This window comes from Gilliamella sp. LMG 34362 (assembly GCF_984569125.1).
In genome coordinates this window covers 754,572-770,537 of sequence record NZ_OZ474902.1, presented here as the reverse complement: position 1 = coordinate 770,537, position 15,966 = coordinate 754,572, and the positions used below count along the sequence as shown (strand labels likewise).

At 34.1% G+C, this 15,966-nt stretch carries 11 protein-coding genes; 4 read left to right on the top strand and 7 right to left on the bottom strand.

Annotated features, from left to right (window positions below; genetic code table 11):
- Positions 1-12 precede the first annotated feature (12 nt).
- The 6 genes from AC5LWZ_RS03615 to uxaC all read right to left on the bottom strand — a co-directional run bounded on the left by AC5LWZ_RS03615 (position 13) and on the right by uxaC (position 9,055).
- Positions 13-1,266, bottom strand: coding sequence for an oligosaccharide MFS transporter (locus tag AC5LWZ_RS03615; protein WP_198201334.1), 1,254 nt, complete (start codon positions 1,264-1,266; stop codon positions 13-15).
- Between the two features lie 317 nt (positions 1,267-1,583).
- Positions 1,584-2,906, bottom strand: coding sequence for a glycoside hydrolase family 28 protein (locus tag AC5LWZ_RS03610; RefSeq protein ID WP_493463979.1), 1,323 nt, complete (start codon positions 2,904-2,906; stop codon positions 1,584-1,586).
- Positions 2,907-3,013: 107 nt separating this feature from the next.
- Positions 3,014-4,528, bottom strand: coding sequence for an MFS transporter (locus tag AC5LWZ_RS03605; RefSeq protein WP_493463978.1), 1,515 nt, complete (start codon positions 4,526-4,528; stop codon positions 3,014-3,016).
- Positions 4,529-4,618: 90 nt separating this feature from the next.
- A complete protein-coding gene (locus AC5LWZ_RS03600; RefSeq protein ID WP_232350160.1) occupies positions 4,619-6,118 on the bottom strand; it encodes a UxaA family hydrolase in 1,500 nt (499 codons plus the stop codon).
- A gap of 13 nt (positions 6,119-6,131) precedes the next feature.
- Complete coding sequence (locus tag AC5LWZ_RS03595) at positions 6,132-7,595, bottom strand: tagaturonate reductase (RefSeq protein WP_493463977.1); 1,464 nt, start codon at positions 7,593-7,595, stop codon at positions 6,132-6,134.
- 47 nt (positions 7,596-7,642) lie between these two features.
- The gene (uxaC, locus tag AC5LWZ_RS03590) at positions 7,643-9,055 is read right to left on the bottom strand and encodes a glucuronate isomerase (RefSeq protein ID WP_110448480.1); all 1,413 of its coding nucleotides are present in this window, start codon (positions 9,053-9,055) and stop codon (positions 7,643-7,645) included.
- Positions 9,056-9,317: 262 nt separating this feature from the next.
- On the opposite strand from uxaC, the gene exuR reads away from it, so the two are divergent.
- Complete coding sequence (gene exuR / locus AC5LWZ_RS03585; protein WP_110448481.1) at positions 9,318-10,094, top strand: transcriptional regulator ExuR; 777 nt, start codon at positions 9,318-9,320, stop codon at positions 10,092-10,094.
- A gap of 127 nt (positions 10,095-10,221) precedes the next feature.
- Here exuR and lolA read toward each other — a convergent pair whose 3' ends face one another.
- Complete coding sequence (gene lolA, locus AC5LWZ_RS03580; RefSeq protein ID WP_110448482.1) at positions 10,222-10,815, bottom strand: outer membrane lipoprotein periplasmic chaperone LolA; 594 nt, start codon at positions 10,813-10,815, stop codon at positions 10,222-10,224.
- 185 nt (positions 10,816-11,000) lie between these two features.
- On the opposite strand from lolA, the gene AC5LWZ_RS03575 reads away from it, so the two are divergent.
- From AC5LWZ_RS03575 to AC5LWZ_RS03565, 3 genes are all read left to right on the top strand, one after another.
- Positions 11,001-12,335, top strand: coding sequence for a replication-associated recombination protein A (locus tag AC5LWZ_RS03575; protein WP_493463976.1), 1,335 nt, complete (start codon positions 11,001-11,003; stop codon positions 12,333-12,335).
- A 329-nt stretch (positions 12,336-12,664) separates the two neighbouring features.
- Entirely contained in the window at positions 12,665-14,053 is a 1,389-nt protein-coding gene (locus tag AC5LWZ_RS03570) for a hypothetical protein (RefSeq protein ID WP_493463975.1), read from the top strand.
- Between the two features lie 416 nt (positions 14,054-14,469).
- Complete coding sequence (locus tag AC5LWZ_RS03565; RefSeq protein ID WP_146208346.1) at positions 14,470-15,849, top strand: hypothetical protein; 1,380 nt, start codon at positions 14,470-14,472, stop codon at positions 15,847-15,849.
- Positions 15,850-15,966: the final 117 nt, after the last annotated feature.

Genomic DNA, 15,966 nt, shown 5'->3' with positions numbered 1-15,966 from the left:
CTAAAATCTGTTTTATGATTTAATGTTGTCTTCAAGCTTAGGACTATCTGACTTTTTATCACGGCTTAAGAAGAACACTGCAAAAATCATAAAGGCTAAAACCACCAAACCTAAATTATTAAAGGTGGTTGCTGAACCATGAGTATCATAGAAATTACCAACGAAGGTAGAGAACAAAATCACGCCGACAGAACCAGCAACTTGATAACCTATTAAAAATACGGTAGCAGAGAGACGAGCGTTAAAATTATTATCAATATATTTAAACACTGACACTAAAATGGTTGAGATTTCTAAACAGTGCATCAATTTTATTACTGAAATAATAGCAATACTTTCGACATGCCCAGTTAAGAAGATTCGCGTAGCGGAAATAAAAGCAGCAAAGATTAACGCATTTTTCGCACCTACTTTGTTAACAACAAATGGCACACAAAACATAACCGCAGCTTCTAAAAAGACCTGAAATGAATTTAAAATACCGTATAAGCGATAACCATCATTCACATCTTCAAATTGCTGAGTAAAATAGACTGGGAATAACTGTTGATCGTAAATGTTGTACAAGCTATAAGTTCCGAGAACATAAACAACAAATATCCAAAACTTTTTCAATGCAAATACTGAAACAATTTCGTTAAAACTTAACTTTTCTTTCTTTTGAAATACTAGCGAAGATGATTTGCTTAAATCAGGTTTGAAATTAAGATTGAGTATCATAAAACAGATACCTACAACTGAGGCGGCCCAAAAATTAAGATGAGGATTAATACTAATTAAAATACCAGCGACAAACGTACCAGCTGCATAAGCAATACATCCCCATGTACGACATTGACCAAATTCAAAATCAAATGCTCGGCTTATTTTTTCACAGTATGAGTCGATTAACCCCATACCAGCAATCCAACCAAAGCCAAGAAAGAAACTACCAAAAATAACACCAGCATAAAAATTATGTCGCAATAGTGGTTCATAAACATAAATTAGCGCAGGTGCAGCACAAGTTATAATGATACTTTGAAACCAAATAAGGTGTTTCTTAAGCACAAGTTTGTCTTGATAAACACCATAAATGATCATGATGATCAATGAAATAAAATAGTTAAATGAATAGATGATACCGGTTTGCTTTGCAGTTAAACCAATCTCTTTACTAAGCCATATTGCATAAAAAGAAAAAACAAAACTACCAGCTGCGTAATACATAATGCTATAAAACGAAGCAAACCAATAAGTTGGTTTTTTATAAAATGCACTTGTCATAATTTATCCTATAAAGAGTTAAGCACTAATTTGAGTATGAATAGCTAAAAATTTAGCTTTAACGGCTTTATTGGATAAATGTGATCAACTTCAAAGTAATTTTATTTTTAGTAAACGGTTTAATTGGCAATAAGTAGAAATAACATTAATAAACAGTATGTTATTTAAATTACTGAGAGGTGAATAAAAATTACAATTTAATTAAAAGAGTCAAACATCTCGATTTAAGACTTAAAAAAATAGCTAAAAATGCAATTAGCCAATAAATAAAAAAATAACCGCTAATAATAAACTAGCGGTTATTTCAAATATCATGGTTAAGCATTTAAGCTAATTAATTTACCATCTTGCTTAACAAAAGATTGATTAACATGAACATCTTGACTATTTTTAACACATAGTGGCTCACTGACTACATTATCAATAATAACGTTATTAAACAAAACACTTTGAGCATTCTCAATAAAGAATCCTTTACCTACTTCTGGTTTTACATCTTTAAACATATCGACTTCACCAGCTTGTGCATTTAATTGCATTGAAACCCGAATATTATCAAAAGAGATATTAGAAATTGGCGATTCAGGGATGCCATATAAAAAACCGGCATAGGCTCGAACATTTTTAGCAATAATGTTTGAGAAACTAATATTGTGACATGCCGGCGTTGATACATCGACAGGTAGAGCTTGTTTATTCCAGACAATGGGGTCATTCCCTTTAGGGCCACAATAATAGTAATAGTTCATCACAAACGCAGAGAGAACTTCGTCCATGACGATATTACTAAATGTGATATCAGAAATAGTTCCACCTCGACCTCGTCGAGTTTTAAACCTTACTCCACGATCTGTTTTTTGGAATACACAATTGGTAATCGTAACATTACGAATACAACCACTCATTTCACTGCCAAGAACCACCGCACCATGACCATGAATCATATTACAATTAGTAATTAAAATATTTTCACATGGACTTTTTTCTGCTGTTTCTTCAGTGCCCGCCTTTATCGCAATACAATCATCGCCAACATCAATATAACAATTAGAAATTCTCACATTATGACAAGATTCAGGATTAATTCCATCGGTATTGGGTGAATCAGCTGGGTTAAGAATCGAAATATTATCGACAACAACATTATTCGATTCCATTGGATGAACGGTCCAACTAGGTGATTGAGTCAGAAAGACTTTTTCAATAGTCACTCGTTCACAAAAATCAAAACCAATTAAATAAGGTCGTGGATATTTGAGATTGCTTCGTTCATGACGGAATGTATGCCACCATTTTTGTCCATTACCATCGATCTTACCATTTCCGGTGATAATCACATTTTTGATATTGTGTCCGTAAATACAAGGCATATACACATCTTGCTTAACCCCTTCCCAACGAGAATTAACCACCGGATAATCTTTTTCATCATCAGAAAATAATAAAGTTGCCCCTTGTTCAACAACTAAGGTTAAGTTGCTACAAAGTCTGATTGCACCAGTAAAATAGATACCAACTGGAATAACTAATGTTCCACCGCCTAATTGGTCAATATGTTGAATTGCTTTTTCAAACGCTAAGGTATTTATTGATTTTCCATCACCAATAGCACCAAAATCTGTTATAGAGAGAATCGTCATAAGTTTGTCCTAGATATTTTGGCAAATATACCCCATTTAATGTGGCTTAAATATTTGCTTTGTTACTTTAAACTTTAGGATCAGCACAGCTGATCCTGATTAAGAATTTATTCCGTTTTAGTCGTTTTTTGTTTGAAACCAATATTATTATTACCAAAACATTTTTCATAATTGATGCCAGATAATTCCTCAACCACTTTGCGAGTTTCAGGGCTAACATCTTCCATTTTGCCTCCTTGTCGGATACGGGCAACTTCATTAATAATGATAGAATGAGTAGCATGATCAAGTTTCATTCGCCATGCAAAGAATGCACCAATTAAAGCCATGCCAATAACACCATACAAAATAATGCCATTAATTGCATCAATCGCACTTTGTGGCTGAATATGAGATTTCGATTCAAACCCATATGCACTTAATATCATGCCAAGAACAAACACAATTGAAGCTCTAACTAATTTACCCGCCATGGTCATCGCTCCAGCATAAACCCCTTCTCGACGTCTATTGGTTACAACCTCATCTACATCCGCCAAAAATACATATACACTCCAAGGAATATAGTAAACACCGCCGGTTCCTAAACCAAACCAAATGGTAATACCCACTACAAGCCAAGTAATATGTGGTAGATTAAAGTAATAGATACCGACATAACCTATCATTGATGAGACAACAATTAATAGAGCGATAATAAAAGGTTTTTTAAAGCCTTTTTTGGCACAATACATCATAAAAAAGGCAGTGGAAACTAACTGGCAAATACTACTTAATGAATTCATTGAAGCAACAAATGAACGTGGTTCACCGAGACTAAAAACAATGAAATAGGTAAATACCGCTGTAAATAACCATTCAGCACCAAAACCAAATAAATACATGCCTAAATGCGTTCTAAATGTTTTAATACGGAAGGTGGATAGAATATCAATAAACAGCTTTTTGATAGCCTCAAAAAAACTATGAACTGACTCATCTTTTACTTCATCTTTAGGTTTTTCCCAGCTATTACAATACAACAAAATTAACGCTAACATCATAATAGTTGCATAGGTGATTCCGGTTAATAAAAATGGGGTTGCCGATTCTTTACTATAAAAATAAAAAAATACACCGGGAATTGCCGCCCCCAAGAAGTTCGCTACTTTACCAAACATCGCTTTCGAACCAGTTAAATAAGTACGCTCCGAAAAGTTAGCGGTCATTTCAACCGGTAATGTATTAAATGGAATCATAATACTGGTATAAATAATCTCAAATAAAATATACGTTATGAGGTAATAGCAAAATCCCATACCATCGATCCATAGCATAGGATAAATAACCATTAGAGGAATGCCTATCAAAATAAAGAATCGACGTCGTCCAAATCGTTGACCTATTTTAGTTTGATAAAAATTATCAGTAATAAAGCCCATCAATGGATTGAGAATGACATCAAGATAAGTGGCAATTGAAAAGATTAGTGCAGCTTGTACCACACTTAATCCACAAAAAGTGGTATAAAAATAGAGTAACCAAGCACCGCTAATCGCTAATGCTCCACTACCTATTAAATTACCACTACCATATGAGAATCTTACTAACCATGTAATTTTATTCTCTTTTTTTTCGTTCATAAAAGATACCTATATTATTTTAAAAAAAAGGGTCCCCGCATTAAGTCCCGAAGGACTTAATGTCATAGGTATTAACTATTGAATTTATGCCTAGAGAGTTACGCCGCTTTTTAAGATGGCTAAATTCCTGAAATTATTGATTTCGTTTCGAGTTTTTTCACCACTAGCGATCAAAGCAATATGCTCAATAAACTCTAGCAACAAAGATTGCATGGACACACCTTGTATAAGCTTACCGGCATTAAAATCGATCCAATTGGCTTTCTTGTCGGCCAATTGCGTATTAGTTGCAATTTTTACTGTTGGTACAATTCCACCATAAGGCGTACCTCTTCCTGTAGTGAAAAGAACCATGTGACATCCAGCAGCCGATAAAGCCCCAGTAGCTACAGCGTCATTACCTGGTGCACTTAGTAAATTCAGTCCATGTTTAGTTAACATTTGACCATATTTAAGGACATCAATAACTTCACTGCCGCCCGCTTTTTGGGTACATCCCAGAGACTTTTCTTCTAAGGTTGTAATCCCACCAGCCTTGTTACCAGGCGAAGGATTTTCATAGATAGGTTGATTATTTGAAATAAAATACTGTTTAAAGTCATTTATCATATCGACGGTTTTATCGAAAGTAGATTCATCAACACAATGTGACATCAAGATATTTTCAGCACCAAACATTTCTGGCACTTCCGTTAGTACACTAGTACCACCATGAGCAACAATATAGTCAGAAAAAAGACCGAGCATTGGATTGGCTGTAATGCCAGAAAAACCATCTGAACCACCGCACTCCAAACCAAATTTCAATTCACTTAAGCGCCCTATTTGGCGTTTATCTTGTTTCATAATCGCATAAAGATCTCTTAAGTGAACCAATGCAGCTTCCACTTCATCGGTTTCTTGCTGAGCAATTAAAAATCTAACTCGAGATTCATCATACTCACCTAAATCTGCCTTAAACTCAGAAACTTGGTTATTTTCACAACCAAGCCCTATTACCAATACAGCGCCCGCATTAGGATGTTTAACTAAATTTTGTAATATAGTTTTAGTATTTTGATGATCTTGTCCTAATTGAGAGCAACCATAAGGATGTTCAAGTACTGTAATACCGTCGATATCTAATTGATTATTTAACTCATCACAAAATTGTTTAACAATTTGTTCGGCGATACCATTAATACAAGTGACAGTTGGAATAATCCAAAGTTCATTACGGATACCTACTTCACCATTGTTACGTCGATAGATCTGTACTTCTTTATCAGCTATCTCATGTAACAGATCGTTTTTAGATAAACGAGGTTGATATTGATAATCATTAATATCACTTAAATTGGTTTTCAAATTATGTGAATGAATATGCTCACCAGCCTTAATAAAGCGAGTAGCGTGACCAATTGGTAAGCCATATTTAATAATATTTTCATTTTGCTCAATATCGTTAAGGGCAAATTTATGCCCTTGTTTAACTGGTTCTTTTAGGTCAATGACCAAACCATCTACGACAATATTTTCTTCATGTGCTTCTAAATCAGATAATGCTACCCCAACATTATCTTTATTATTAATTTTTATAAATTTAATCATTGAATCACTCATACTATTTGCTGCCAGCAATACATTTTTCAATTGCTTGACGCATACCATCGTCAATTATGATCGTTAAATACTGTGTTAATGTTTGTGCTAATTGCGGGATACTTAGTAGATCGTGCTGCCAATGGTCTGTATCACCTAATACAACATGAACTAAATCTTCTAATGAACTTTTACCCTCAGCAATCGCTGTCCAACTACTATTAAAGCGTTGTAACCAAATTGCATCATCTTGTAATGGGTAACTTTGCTCATTACGCACTCCACGATAAAAAGCAATTAATGCCGCAAAAGAGAACACCAAATGTTTAGGTAATATCCCGTTCACTTTTTGATAATTGATTAATTGAGGAAGAATACGGGTTTTAAACTTCGTCATACTATTTAAGGCAATCGACATCAGTTGATGTTCAATAAATGGATTTTTAAAACGGCTAATCACTGAGTCAGCAAAATCAACCAACTCTTGATGAGGTAGATCCAAAACAGGGATAATTTCATCGAAGATAGTCTCTTTTATATAAGATAAGATCTGTGCATCATTCATTGATTCACCAACAGTATCAATACCAGCTAAATAAGCAACTGGCACCAGAGCGGTATGTGCTCCATTTAAAATCGCCACTTTACGCTCTTTATATGGTTTAATATCATCAACAATTTTGATATTCATATCGCATTTATCAAGGCATAGCTTTTCTGCTAACCATTGTGGTCCTTGAATAACAAACAGATAAAAATATTCAGCTGAATCAATAAAGTTATCTTTATAACCTAATTCTGTTTCAAGTTCGGCAATTTGTGCTTTCGGATATCCAGGAACTATTCTATCGACTAAAGTTGAACAAAATAAATTATCATTCTCCAGCCAATCAACAAATTTGTCAGACAAGTTCCATTGATTAGCATACTTAAGTACTAATTGTTTGAGTGCATCACCGTTATAATCAATTAATTCACAAGGAATAATGATTAAACCACTCTCTTTACTACCAGCAAAATGAACAAATCTTTCATATAAAAAAGCGGTTAATTTAGCTGGATAACTAGTTGCAGGTTTATCGGTTAATTTGTCACTTTCAACATAACTAATTCCTGCTTCAGTCGTATTTGAAAAGATAAATTGAATATTTGGATCTTTTGCTAACTCAAGATACTCATCATATTGAGTATATACATTGATTTCATTATTCACTGAACGAATCAGTCTAAACTCTTTTACGGCTTCATTTTGTTCATTTAACCCACGAACTAATGTGGTATATAAACCATCTTGAATACTCAATGATGGCGGAAAATCGGTATTTAATGGACGCACCACAACCACACCGGCATCAAGATCAGTCTTCTCGTTAAGAATATCTAATTGCCAATCTAAAAATGCACGTAAAAAATTACCTTCACCAAACTGAACAACACGCGTTGTATATTTTGCTCCCGGAAAATCATTTCTATTTAATGTTTTCATTACTTTAACTCTTATTTAATTACTCTAATTACAACGACTTAATACTCTTAACTTAATTCAATACCAAAATAATTTTTAGCATTATCAAAACTAATATTTTTAACCATTTGTCCCAATAATTGGATATCACGAGGCGCTTCGCCATCTTCAACCCAACGTCCAATCATGCGACATAAAATACGTCTAAAATATTCATGGCGAGTATAAGATAAGAAGCTACGGCTATCAGTTAACATACCAACAAAACGACTTAATAAGCCAAGTTGGGCAAGCTGTGTCATTTGACGAATCATGCCGTCTTTTTGATCATTAAACCACCAACCTGAACCAAATTGCATTTTTCCTTGAATACCTGCACCTTGGAAGTTACCAATCATCGTGCCTAGAATTTCATTATCAGAAGGATTTAAACAGTATAAAATCGTTTTAGGTAGCGCATCTTGTTTAGCTTGTGCATCTAATAAACGAGATAGAGGCTGGGCAATCGGTGAATCATTAATAGAATCGAATCCAACATCAGGTCCCATTAAATTAAACATTCTGGAATTATTATTACGTAATGCGCCAATATGGTATTGTTGGACCCATTGACGTTTGTTGTATTCAACACCTAAAAAGATAAGTACCGCAGTTTTAAATTGAGCAACTTCTTTTGTGGTCAACACTTGACCAGATAATCGCTTACTGAAAATAGTATCTAATTCTTTTTCTGTTGCTTCTTCATAAACCACTGTATCTAATGCATGATCGGAAATCTTACAGCCATGAGCAGCAAAATGGTCCATACGTTTTGATAAAGCTTGACAAAGAGTCTGGAAATTAGAAATTTCAAGATCGGCAACCATAGCTAGTTTTTGCATATAATCAGCAAAAAATTCAGAATCAATATTAAATGCTTTATCTGGACGCCAGCTTGGTAAAACTTTAACGTCAAATGAACTGTCTTGAGCAATAGTTTTATGATGCGTTAAATCATCGATTGGATCATCTGTCGTTCCTACCATTTTAACTTTCATTTTTTTCATAATACTGCGAGCTGAAAATTCCGGAGTGGCTAACATCTCATTACAACTATTCCAAATTTTCTCGGCGGTTGAAGGTGATAATAAAATATTATCAATTCCGAAAGGACGACGAAGTTCTAAATGAGTCCAATGATATAGAGGGTTACCAATAGTATGAGGTACAGTTTCAGCCCAAGCTTTGAATTTTTCAAAATCATTAACATCAGTACCAGTACAGAATTTTTCAGCAACACCATTGGTACGCATTGCCCGCCATTTATAATGATCCCCTTTTAGCCATATGTCATACAAATTTTTAAATTGATAATCGTTGGCAATTTGTTCTGGTGGTAAATGGCAGTGATAATCAAAAATTGGCTGTTCAGCAGCATAATCATGATAAAGTTGACGAGAAAATTCAGTATCAAGCAAAAAGTTTTCAGTTAAAAAACTCATTTTATTCTCCAAAAAGCAGTGATTAACTAGTAGGTTTAGATGTCAATATTTTGTCTTATATTAACATATAAGACAACTTAAAAAGTTGACATACATCACAGAATTAGCTCATACCCATAATATATAAAGGGATATTTTTTATTAAAAGTTAGCTGACAAGTATGTTTATTTGAAAAAATTACAGCAATATTATTTAACTTAAAGCAATTAGATGTTATTTTAAAAGTCTGAGAAAACTTAAAGGATTTATGCCAACTTCACCATGACCCAAGAACAGAACGAATATCAACGACTTTATCAAGTCATAGCAACTGAACTTAAGAATCGAATTATTAATGGTATTTATCCAGTTGGCAGTAAATTACCTTCCGAAAGATTAATTTGTGAAGAGTTAAAAGTTAGCCGATCAGTTGTCAGAGAAGCCATTATCATGCTTGAAGTTGAAGGTTATGTTGATGCACGTAAAGGGTCTGGCATCCATGTAATTGCCAATAGTTTGCAAAATAATATTATTACCGCCTCACAAGGTTTAAATTTTTCGACTACAGGCCCTTTTGAGTTACTACAAGCTCGGCAACTTATTGAAAGTAATATCGCTGAATTTGCCGCCACTCAAATTACTAAAGATGATATTGTTAAACTTTTAGAAATTCAGCATAACGCCAAAAAAGAAGATCATTATCGAGATTCTGATTGGGATTTAAAATTCCATACTCAAATTGCAATGATTACCCGCAATACTGCTTTGATCACCATTGTTCAAGAAGCGTGGCAGCAACGGACATTAAATCCTTTATGGAAAAAACTTCATGAACATGTACAACAACAAGATATTGAAAGTTGGTGGGATGAACATGATAAAATTTTAGAAGCGTTAATTAATCGAGATCCTAAAGCGGCTAAATTAGCCATGTGGCAACATTTAGAAAATACAAAAAAAATGTTATTTGATGCAGCTAGCGAAGATTTCGAAACCAAACGCGATCACTACCTCTTTTCTGATAACCCAGTTATCAGTATTAATGAAATGGAGCATTGAGAGAGAGTAAATAGCCAATTTAACAGCAAAACTCAAAAATAACTTAAAAGCAAATTAAAACACTTTGCATTAGTAGGCAAAGTGTATCAATTCGTGAATCGAAAAAAATTAGATATTGCTAAAATAATTAGCGTTGATCGTCAATTGTCACCCCAGCAGGTGGTGTAAACTTGAACTTATCCATCGCAACTTTGCCTAAAGTTTGACGAGATAAATCATAAAAGCTGCGCTGACCATCTTCTTCAATAATCGTAAAATTCGAAATCATGCCGGTTGGTAAAACCGAAATAACAAAATCTTGATTAGAGCCATCAGTCGGTTTTAAGGTAAAAGAATCTTGTTTACGTGTAACATTATAGGCATTCCAAATTGGATTATGGCTATCAGTAATTAGCAACATTAAACGATTATCTACCGCTTTTTTCAAACTCATTACACTCACTTGTTCAACGGCTGGAGTGTAGACCCACATATTAGTGCCATCAGAAATAATCGAAGTTTCATCAGGTTCAGTCATTGTCCAATTAAAATAATAGGGTCTTGTCACCCATAAATCACCTTTTCCTTGTTGAACTGGTTGCTTATCAGCTGTTTTGACATCTTGTGAAAATCGTGCATAAAATCCATCAATTTTAGCTAATCGTTCTTGTAACACCTCTTTATCGCCTGCCCATGCAGAAAGACTTGTAAGTAACCCAATTAACATTAAAAACTTCTTCATTACCAATCCTTATGTATTTTGTATAATAAAATATATTCAATAATCATTTATTTTAATAACTAATTTAGTTCAAAATATTACCGTTTTTCTGTTTGCTGTGGAAGATATTTTCTTTTCTTTTTCACTATTATTAATGAAGCGGTATATAATAACCATATTTTGTAATTACAGGTATATAGTACACCATGCCTAGTCTCTCTTTTGAATTTGGTTCAGATGAATTTAAACCTTTAGCTGCAAGGATGCGTCCACGCAATTTATCGGAATACATTGGTCAAAGCCAGCTACTGGGTAAAGATAAACCGCTACCCAAGGCTATTGAGGCGGGTCATCTGCACTCAATGATTCTGTGGGGACCGCCTGGTACAGGTAAAACCACCTTAGCAGAAATTATTGCCCATCATGCCAACGCTAAAGTTGAACGTATTTCAGCGGTTACTTCTGGCATAAAAGATATTCGAGAAGCAATAGAACGGGCCAAAATTAACCAGCAATCTGGTGTTAGAACCATCTTATTTGTTGATGAAGTCCATCGTTTTAATAAAAGTCAACAAGATGCATTCCTACCTTATGTCGAAAATGGTACGGTAACCTTTATCGGCGCGACGACTGAAAACCCATCATTCGAATTAAATTCGGCACTCTTATCTCGTGCAAGAGTATATCTACTTAAATCATTGACTAATAATGATATTGAGCAAATTTTACAACAAGCAATGGATGATACTGATCGGGGTTATGGTAACTTACAAATTACCCTTCCTGAGCAAACTAAACAACAAATTGCTGAGTTTGTTGGCGGTGATGCAAGGCGAGCACTAAATACACTCGAATTATTGGTTGATATGTCCGATGGCCAAGCCCTTACACCAGAATTACTAAAAGAAGTCATTGGCGAGCGTAGTGCAAGATTTGATAATCAAGGCGATCGTTTTTATGATCTGATCTCGGCCGTGCATAAATCAATTAGAGGATCTGCAGCTGATGCAGCGCTTTATTGGTATGCCAGAATCATTTCGGCTGGTGGTGATCCACTCTATGTTGCCCGTCGATTATTAGCAATAGCTTCAGAAGATGTTGGTAATGCCGATCCAAGAGCAATGCAAGTAGCACTAGCTGCTTGGGACTGTTTTACCCGAGTGGGGCCAGCTGAAGGCGAACGCGCTATCGCCCAAGCAATCGTTTATCTTGCTTGTGCACCCAAAAGTAATGCTGTTTATCTTGCATTTAACCAAGCAATGAAAGATGCCGCATCTCAGCCAGATTATGATGTACCAGAACATCTACGCAATGCACCAACCCAATTAATGAAGAATTTAGGTTATGGAGCTCAATATCGTTATGCCCATGATGAACCTAATGCCTTTGCTGCCGGTGAAAACTATTTTCCACCAGAAATGGCGGCAACTAAATACTATTATCCCAGCCAACGAGGGGCTGAAAAAAATTACGCTGAAAAATTAGCGTGGTTAGAAGATCAAAATAAAGCGAGTAGTATTCAACGCTATAAATCGAAATAAAATTAACATATAATTTTAATATATTTTATCAAATAAAATTACATTGATTATTCGTCAAAACCTAAATTAGCAATAATCGAAGCGTATTAATCCACATAAAGAACAAACAACAATTAAAGTAGAATTGATAGAAATAAAAAACAAAAAATATTATTTAACAAAGTGTTAATGCAAAAAAAATCAATATTAATTTTAGAAATTAACAATCATTTACAATAAATCATTCGCTATAAACTATCGTTTAACCTATAATCATTCGTGAAATCTTGCACGCAAAAAAAGCCTTTCTAAGAAATAATTAAAGAAAAATGAAATATAGGGAATATACCGTGAGTTACTTAACGAGCAGTAGATATTTAGCACTATGGTTTTATTTAGTATTGTTATTCCAATCAATCCAGTCCTCAGAAGCTAGCCTTTCGCAAACGACGGCTAAAACGATAGTAGGATCACCACCACATTTATCACTACCGTTAGAAATGAATATGGACGATTTAGACTTATTTGGTTTAAAAGTCTACAATCAAAATTATTATGGTGAGGAGGTCGATCATTTACCTCTCATGAGTAACTATCCTTTCAAAGATAAAGTTGCAATTGCTCCAATGAAATATCCAAATGAAAATGAGTTCCATGATGCTGATGGTGATGAATTAATTGGATTTGAAGCAAACGGCAATATTAAAATGGAATGGTTTTATACCAATTCAAAAAATAAATTAGTTTCGTTTGTTCCAAAAGATAATGACACATTTTGTTCTTTAGCCAAAAAAAATATAAATGCTCCGTTCAAAGTAAAATTGACAGCTGATTCTTTATTATTAGTAACCACGCATGGGCATCCTGACTACTTTGTCTATCCTAATGACGATGTAACAACACCACCGTCAAAAACTTATACCATTATGGATGATGTCGGAATTTGTTATGCTAAACCAGAAATAAAACCAAAAGAATCCAAAGCTAATGGAATATCACAATGGGATCGAGATAATGGCTTTTTACCACAATCGAGAAATGATCCTAGCAAAAACTTTCCTACAACCGGTTTTTATGGTGCGCGATTTCAGTTAATTTTGACTAATGCACAATTGGCTAAAGATTATGAGTGGTCAGTTAAACAAGGTGGTGAATTGGTACAAGTTAACAAAGACGACAAAACTCAAGATGTTACAGTATCATTTGATATGCCAGACGCTAAAGATCCAGCAAAAGCTTGGCAATATATAATGGGATCTGATGATGGATATACGGTTATTGTAGAAGGAAAAAATCCCCAAAAAAATACCACTATTCAATATTCATTTACCCTCGTTAGATGGTTTACTGGTTGGGATGAAAATAAAATTGGTGAACCTGGTGCCTCTGTTACAACGGGGCCTAAAGTGGATGAAAGCTGTAGCGCCTTAGCTGGCGGAGGAAAATATCGCATAAGTTATACTAACGAAGTGGTTAATTCCAGCTTACAGGCGGCTAAAGCTAAATATACTCGAGAGATAGGCACGCTTTTCAGTGAATGGGGAGACCCTAGTCAAAAAGCATACCCAAACTCTTGGGCGGCCAATGATAAACAAGATCTTAGACACAAAAGAATTTGGTTATATGATCCGGACCAAAAAAAATACTGTGATTTACATACTTATCAAGCAGTTTATCACTGTGTCGCTGAAAGTGATTTAAAAAATGGCTTATGCACAGCAGTAGCTGAATATAACTAGCAATTTTTGATACGACTGCTTAATAACTATTAACCAACTATCCAATAATAGTTTTTTATGATTTTGGATAATTAGTACTAACAAATAACTTATTAGTTTGCAATCTATTGGTGAAAATAACCTCAATAAGATGAAGGTTATTTATTGTTCATGTAATTATTATCACTAAATTGTATAAATTATCAAATATTGAAAGACAAAATCTTAAATATTGTTATTTATCAAATATATGTTAAAAACATGAATATTTATTTATAAGTAAAATAATGATTAGTTGTCTTTGAGATCGACTAAAGAGATTGTTTGCTTTATAATCAGCGCCACAAAAACATAAAAAAAATAAAAATATCATTTTATCAAATACTTATAAATTACTAAATTAGAATGATAAAACATGAATAAAAAGGAATTTAACAGTGAATCAAATTATCGAGATGTCTGTAAAGATAATATCGTCAATGCTACTTTTATTACTAGTATCTTCCTCTAGCTATGGTTCGCTCGATTCAAAAACCGTTGAAGCTATTCATGGTAATAAGCCATTATTATCAGCAAAATTAGAAAGTAATATGAAAGACTTTGATCTTTTTGGCCTAAATACCGATGGTAAGAACTATTACGGTGATGAAGTCAAAAAAATGCCATATTCAACAAGTTATCCATTTAAAAATAACATCAAAGTCGCTCCTATAAAACTTCCTGATAATAGCCAATTTGTTGATGAGGATGGTGATCAACTATCTGCAATCGATACCAGTAGTGCAATTACCATGAAATGGTATTATACCAATGCTAAAAATCAACTTATTGAATTTGAACCAGAAGATAGCGATACATTTTGCTCATTATCAGAAAAAGGGTGGTATGCGCCTTATAAAATCAAACTAGAAGCAGATGGTGTACTATTATATACTCAATATGGACTACCTAATTCAAATCAATACCCTAATGAAAACATTATTGATAGCCCATCGAAAATGTATACCTTATTGGAAGATAATGGATTTTGTTATGCACGACCTTCGTTACAACCAAATGAAGCCCAAAGTGGCAAAAAAAACCAATGGAATAAAAATTATGGTTTCTTAATTCAATCAAATACAGAATCAAGCAATTTTCCAACTACTGCTTTTTATGGTGCGCAATTTGACCTAACGCTTGCTCAAAAAGGCATGGCCGACCAATATGATTGGCAACTGTTAAAAGGGAAAGAACTTGTCAGTGAACCAATAATCAGTGCGAGCAACGACTTTGTCACACTAAGATTTGGTACTGATAATGCAAAAAATACCTTGATAGCTTGGAATTACATCATGGGTAACAATACCGGTTATGAAGTCATTTTAGAAGGCACTCATAAAACTAATGGTTACAAAATCCGTTATGGATTCACTATAACACAATGGTATTCTGGATGGGATCTAGCTACCATAGGAACGGGTGTTAGTTCAATAGGAAAAGCATTACAAATTGCCGAAGCATGTGAGCAGTTACCAGGTAATTATCGTATTGCTAATGCAGATGAACTGAGTAACGCAGATTTCAATGCAGGAAAAGAAGCAATATTTACTCGTGAAATAGGTTCATTAATGAGTGAATGGGGTTATCCAACACAAGAATCCTACCCAGACTCATGGGCTCCTGCATTAAAAGAAAATAATAAACGAAAAAGAATTTGGGTCTATGATCCGACAATGAACAAATTTTGTGACTTACATCCATATGATGGTAAATATCACTGCAAAAAAGAGAGCCAAGATAAAAATGGCTTATGTATAGCGGTCGATACTAATTAAATTTGTCATTTTATATTTAGAGCTCTATCTATTCATAGGTAGAGCTTATCATTGGCAATTTTTATTTTTCTTTGATAGCACCTATCATTATCGTTTTTACTATTAAAAACCAATACA

Bases quoted from the DNA above. Each gene is read 5' to 3' on its own strand.
- AC5LWZ_RS03615 (WP_198201334.1), bottom strand. From the start codon at position 1,266: ATGACAAGTGCATTTTATAAAAAACCAACTTATTGGTTTGCTTCGTTT.
- AC5LWZ_RS03610 (WP_493463979.1), bottom strand. From the start codon at position 2,906: ATGACGATTCTCTCTATAACAGATTTTGGTGCTATTGGTGATGGAAAA.
- AC5LWZ_RS03605 (WP_493463978.1), bottom strand. From the start codon at position 4,528: ATGAACGAAAAAAAAGAGAATAAAATTACATGGTTAGTAAGATTCTCA.
- AC5LWZ_RS03600 (WP_232350160.1), bottom strand. From the start codon at position 6,118: ATGATTAAATTTATAAAAATTAATAATAAAGATAATGTTGGGGTAGCA.
- AC5LWZ_RS03595 (WP_493463977.1), bottom strand. From the start codon at position 7,595: ATGAAAACATTAAATAGAAATGATTTTCCGGGAGCAAAATATACAACG.
- uxaC (WP_110448480.1), bottom strand. From the start codon at position 9,055: ATGAGTTTTTTAACTGAAAACTTTTTGCTTGATACTGAATTTTCTCGT.
- exuR (WP_110448481.1), top strand. From the start codon at position 9,318: ATGACCCAAGAACAGAACGAATATCAACGACTTTATCAAGTCATAGCA.
- lolA (WP_110448482.1), bottom strand. From the start codon at position 10,815: ATGAAGAAGTTTTTAATGTTAATTGGGTTACTTACAAGTCTTTCTGCA.
- AC5LWZ_RS03575 (WP_493463976.1), top strand. From the start codon at position 11,001: ATGCCTAGTCTCTCTTTTGAATTTGGTTCAGATGAATTTAAACCTTTA.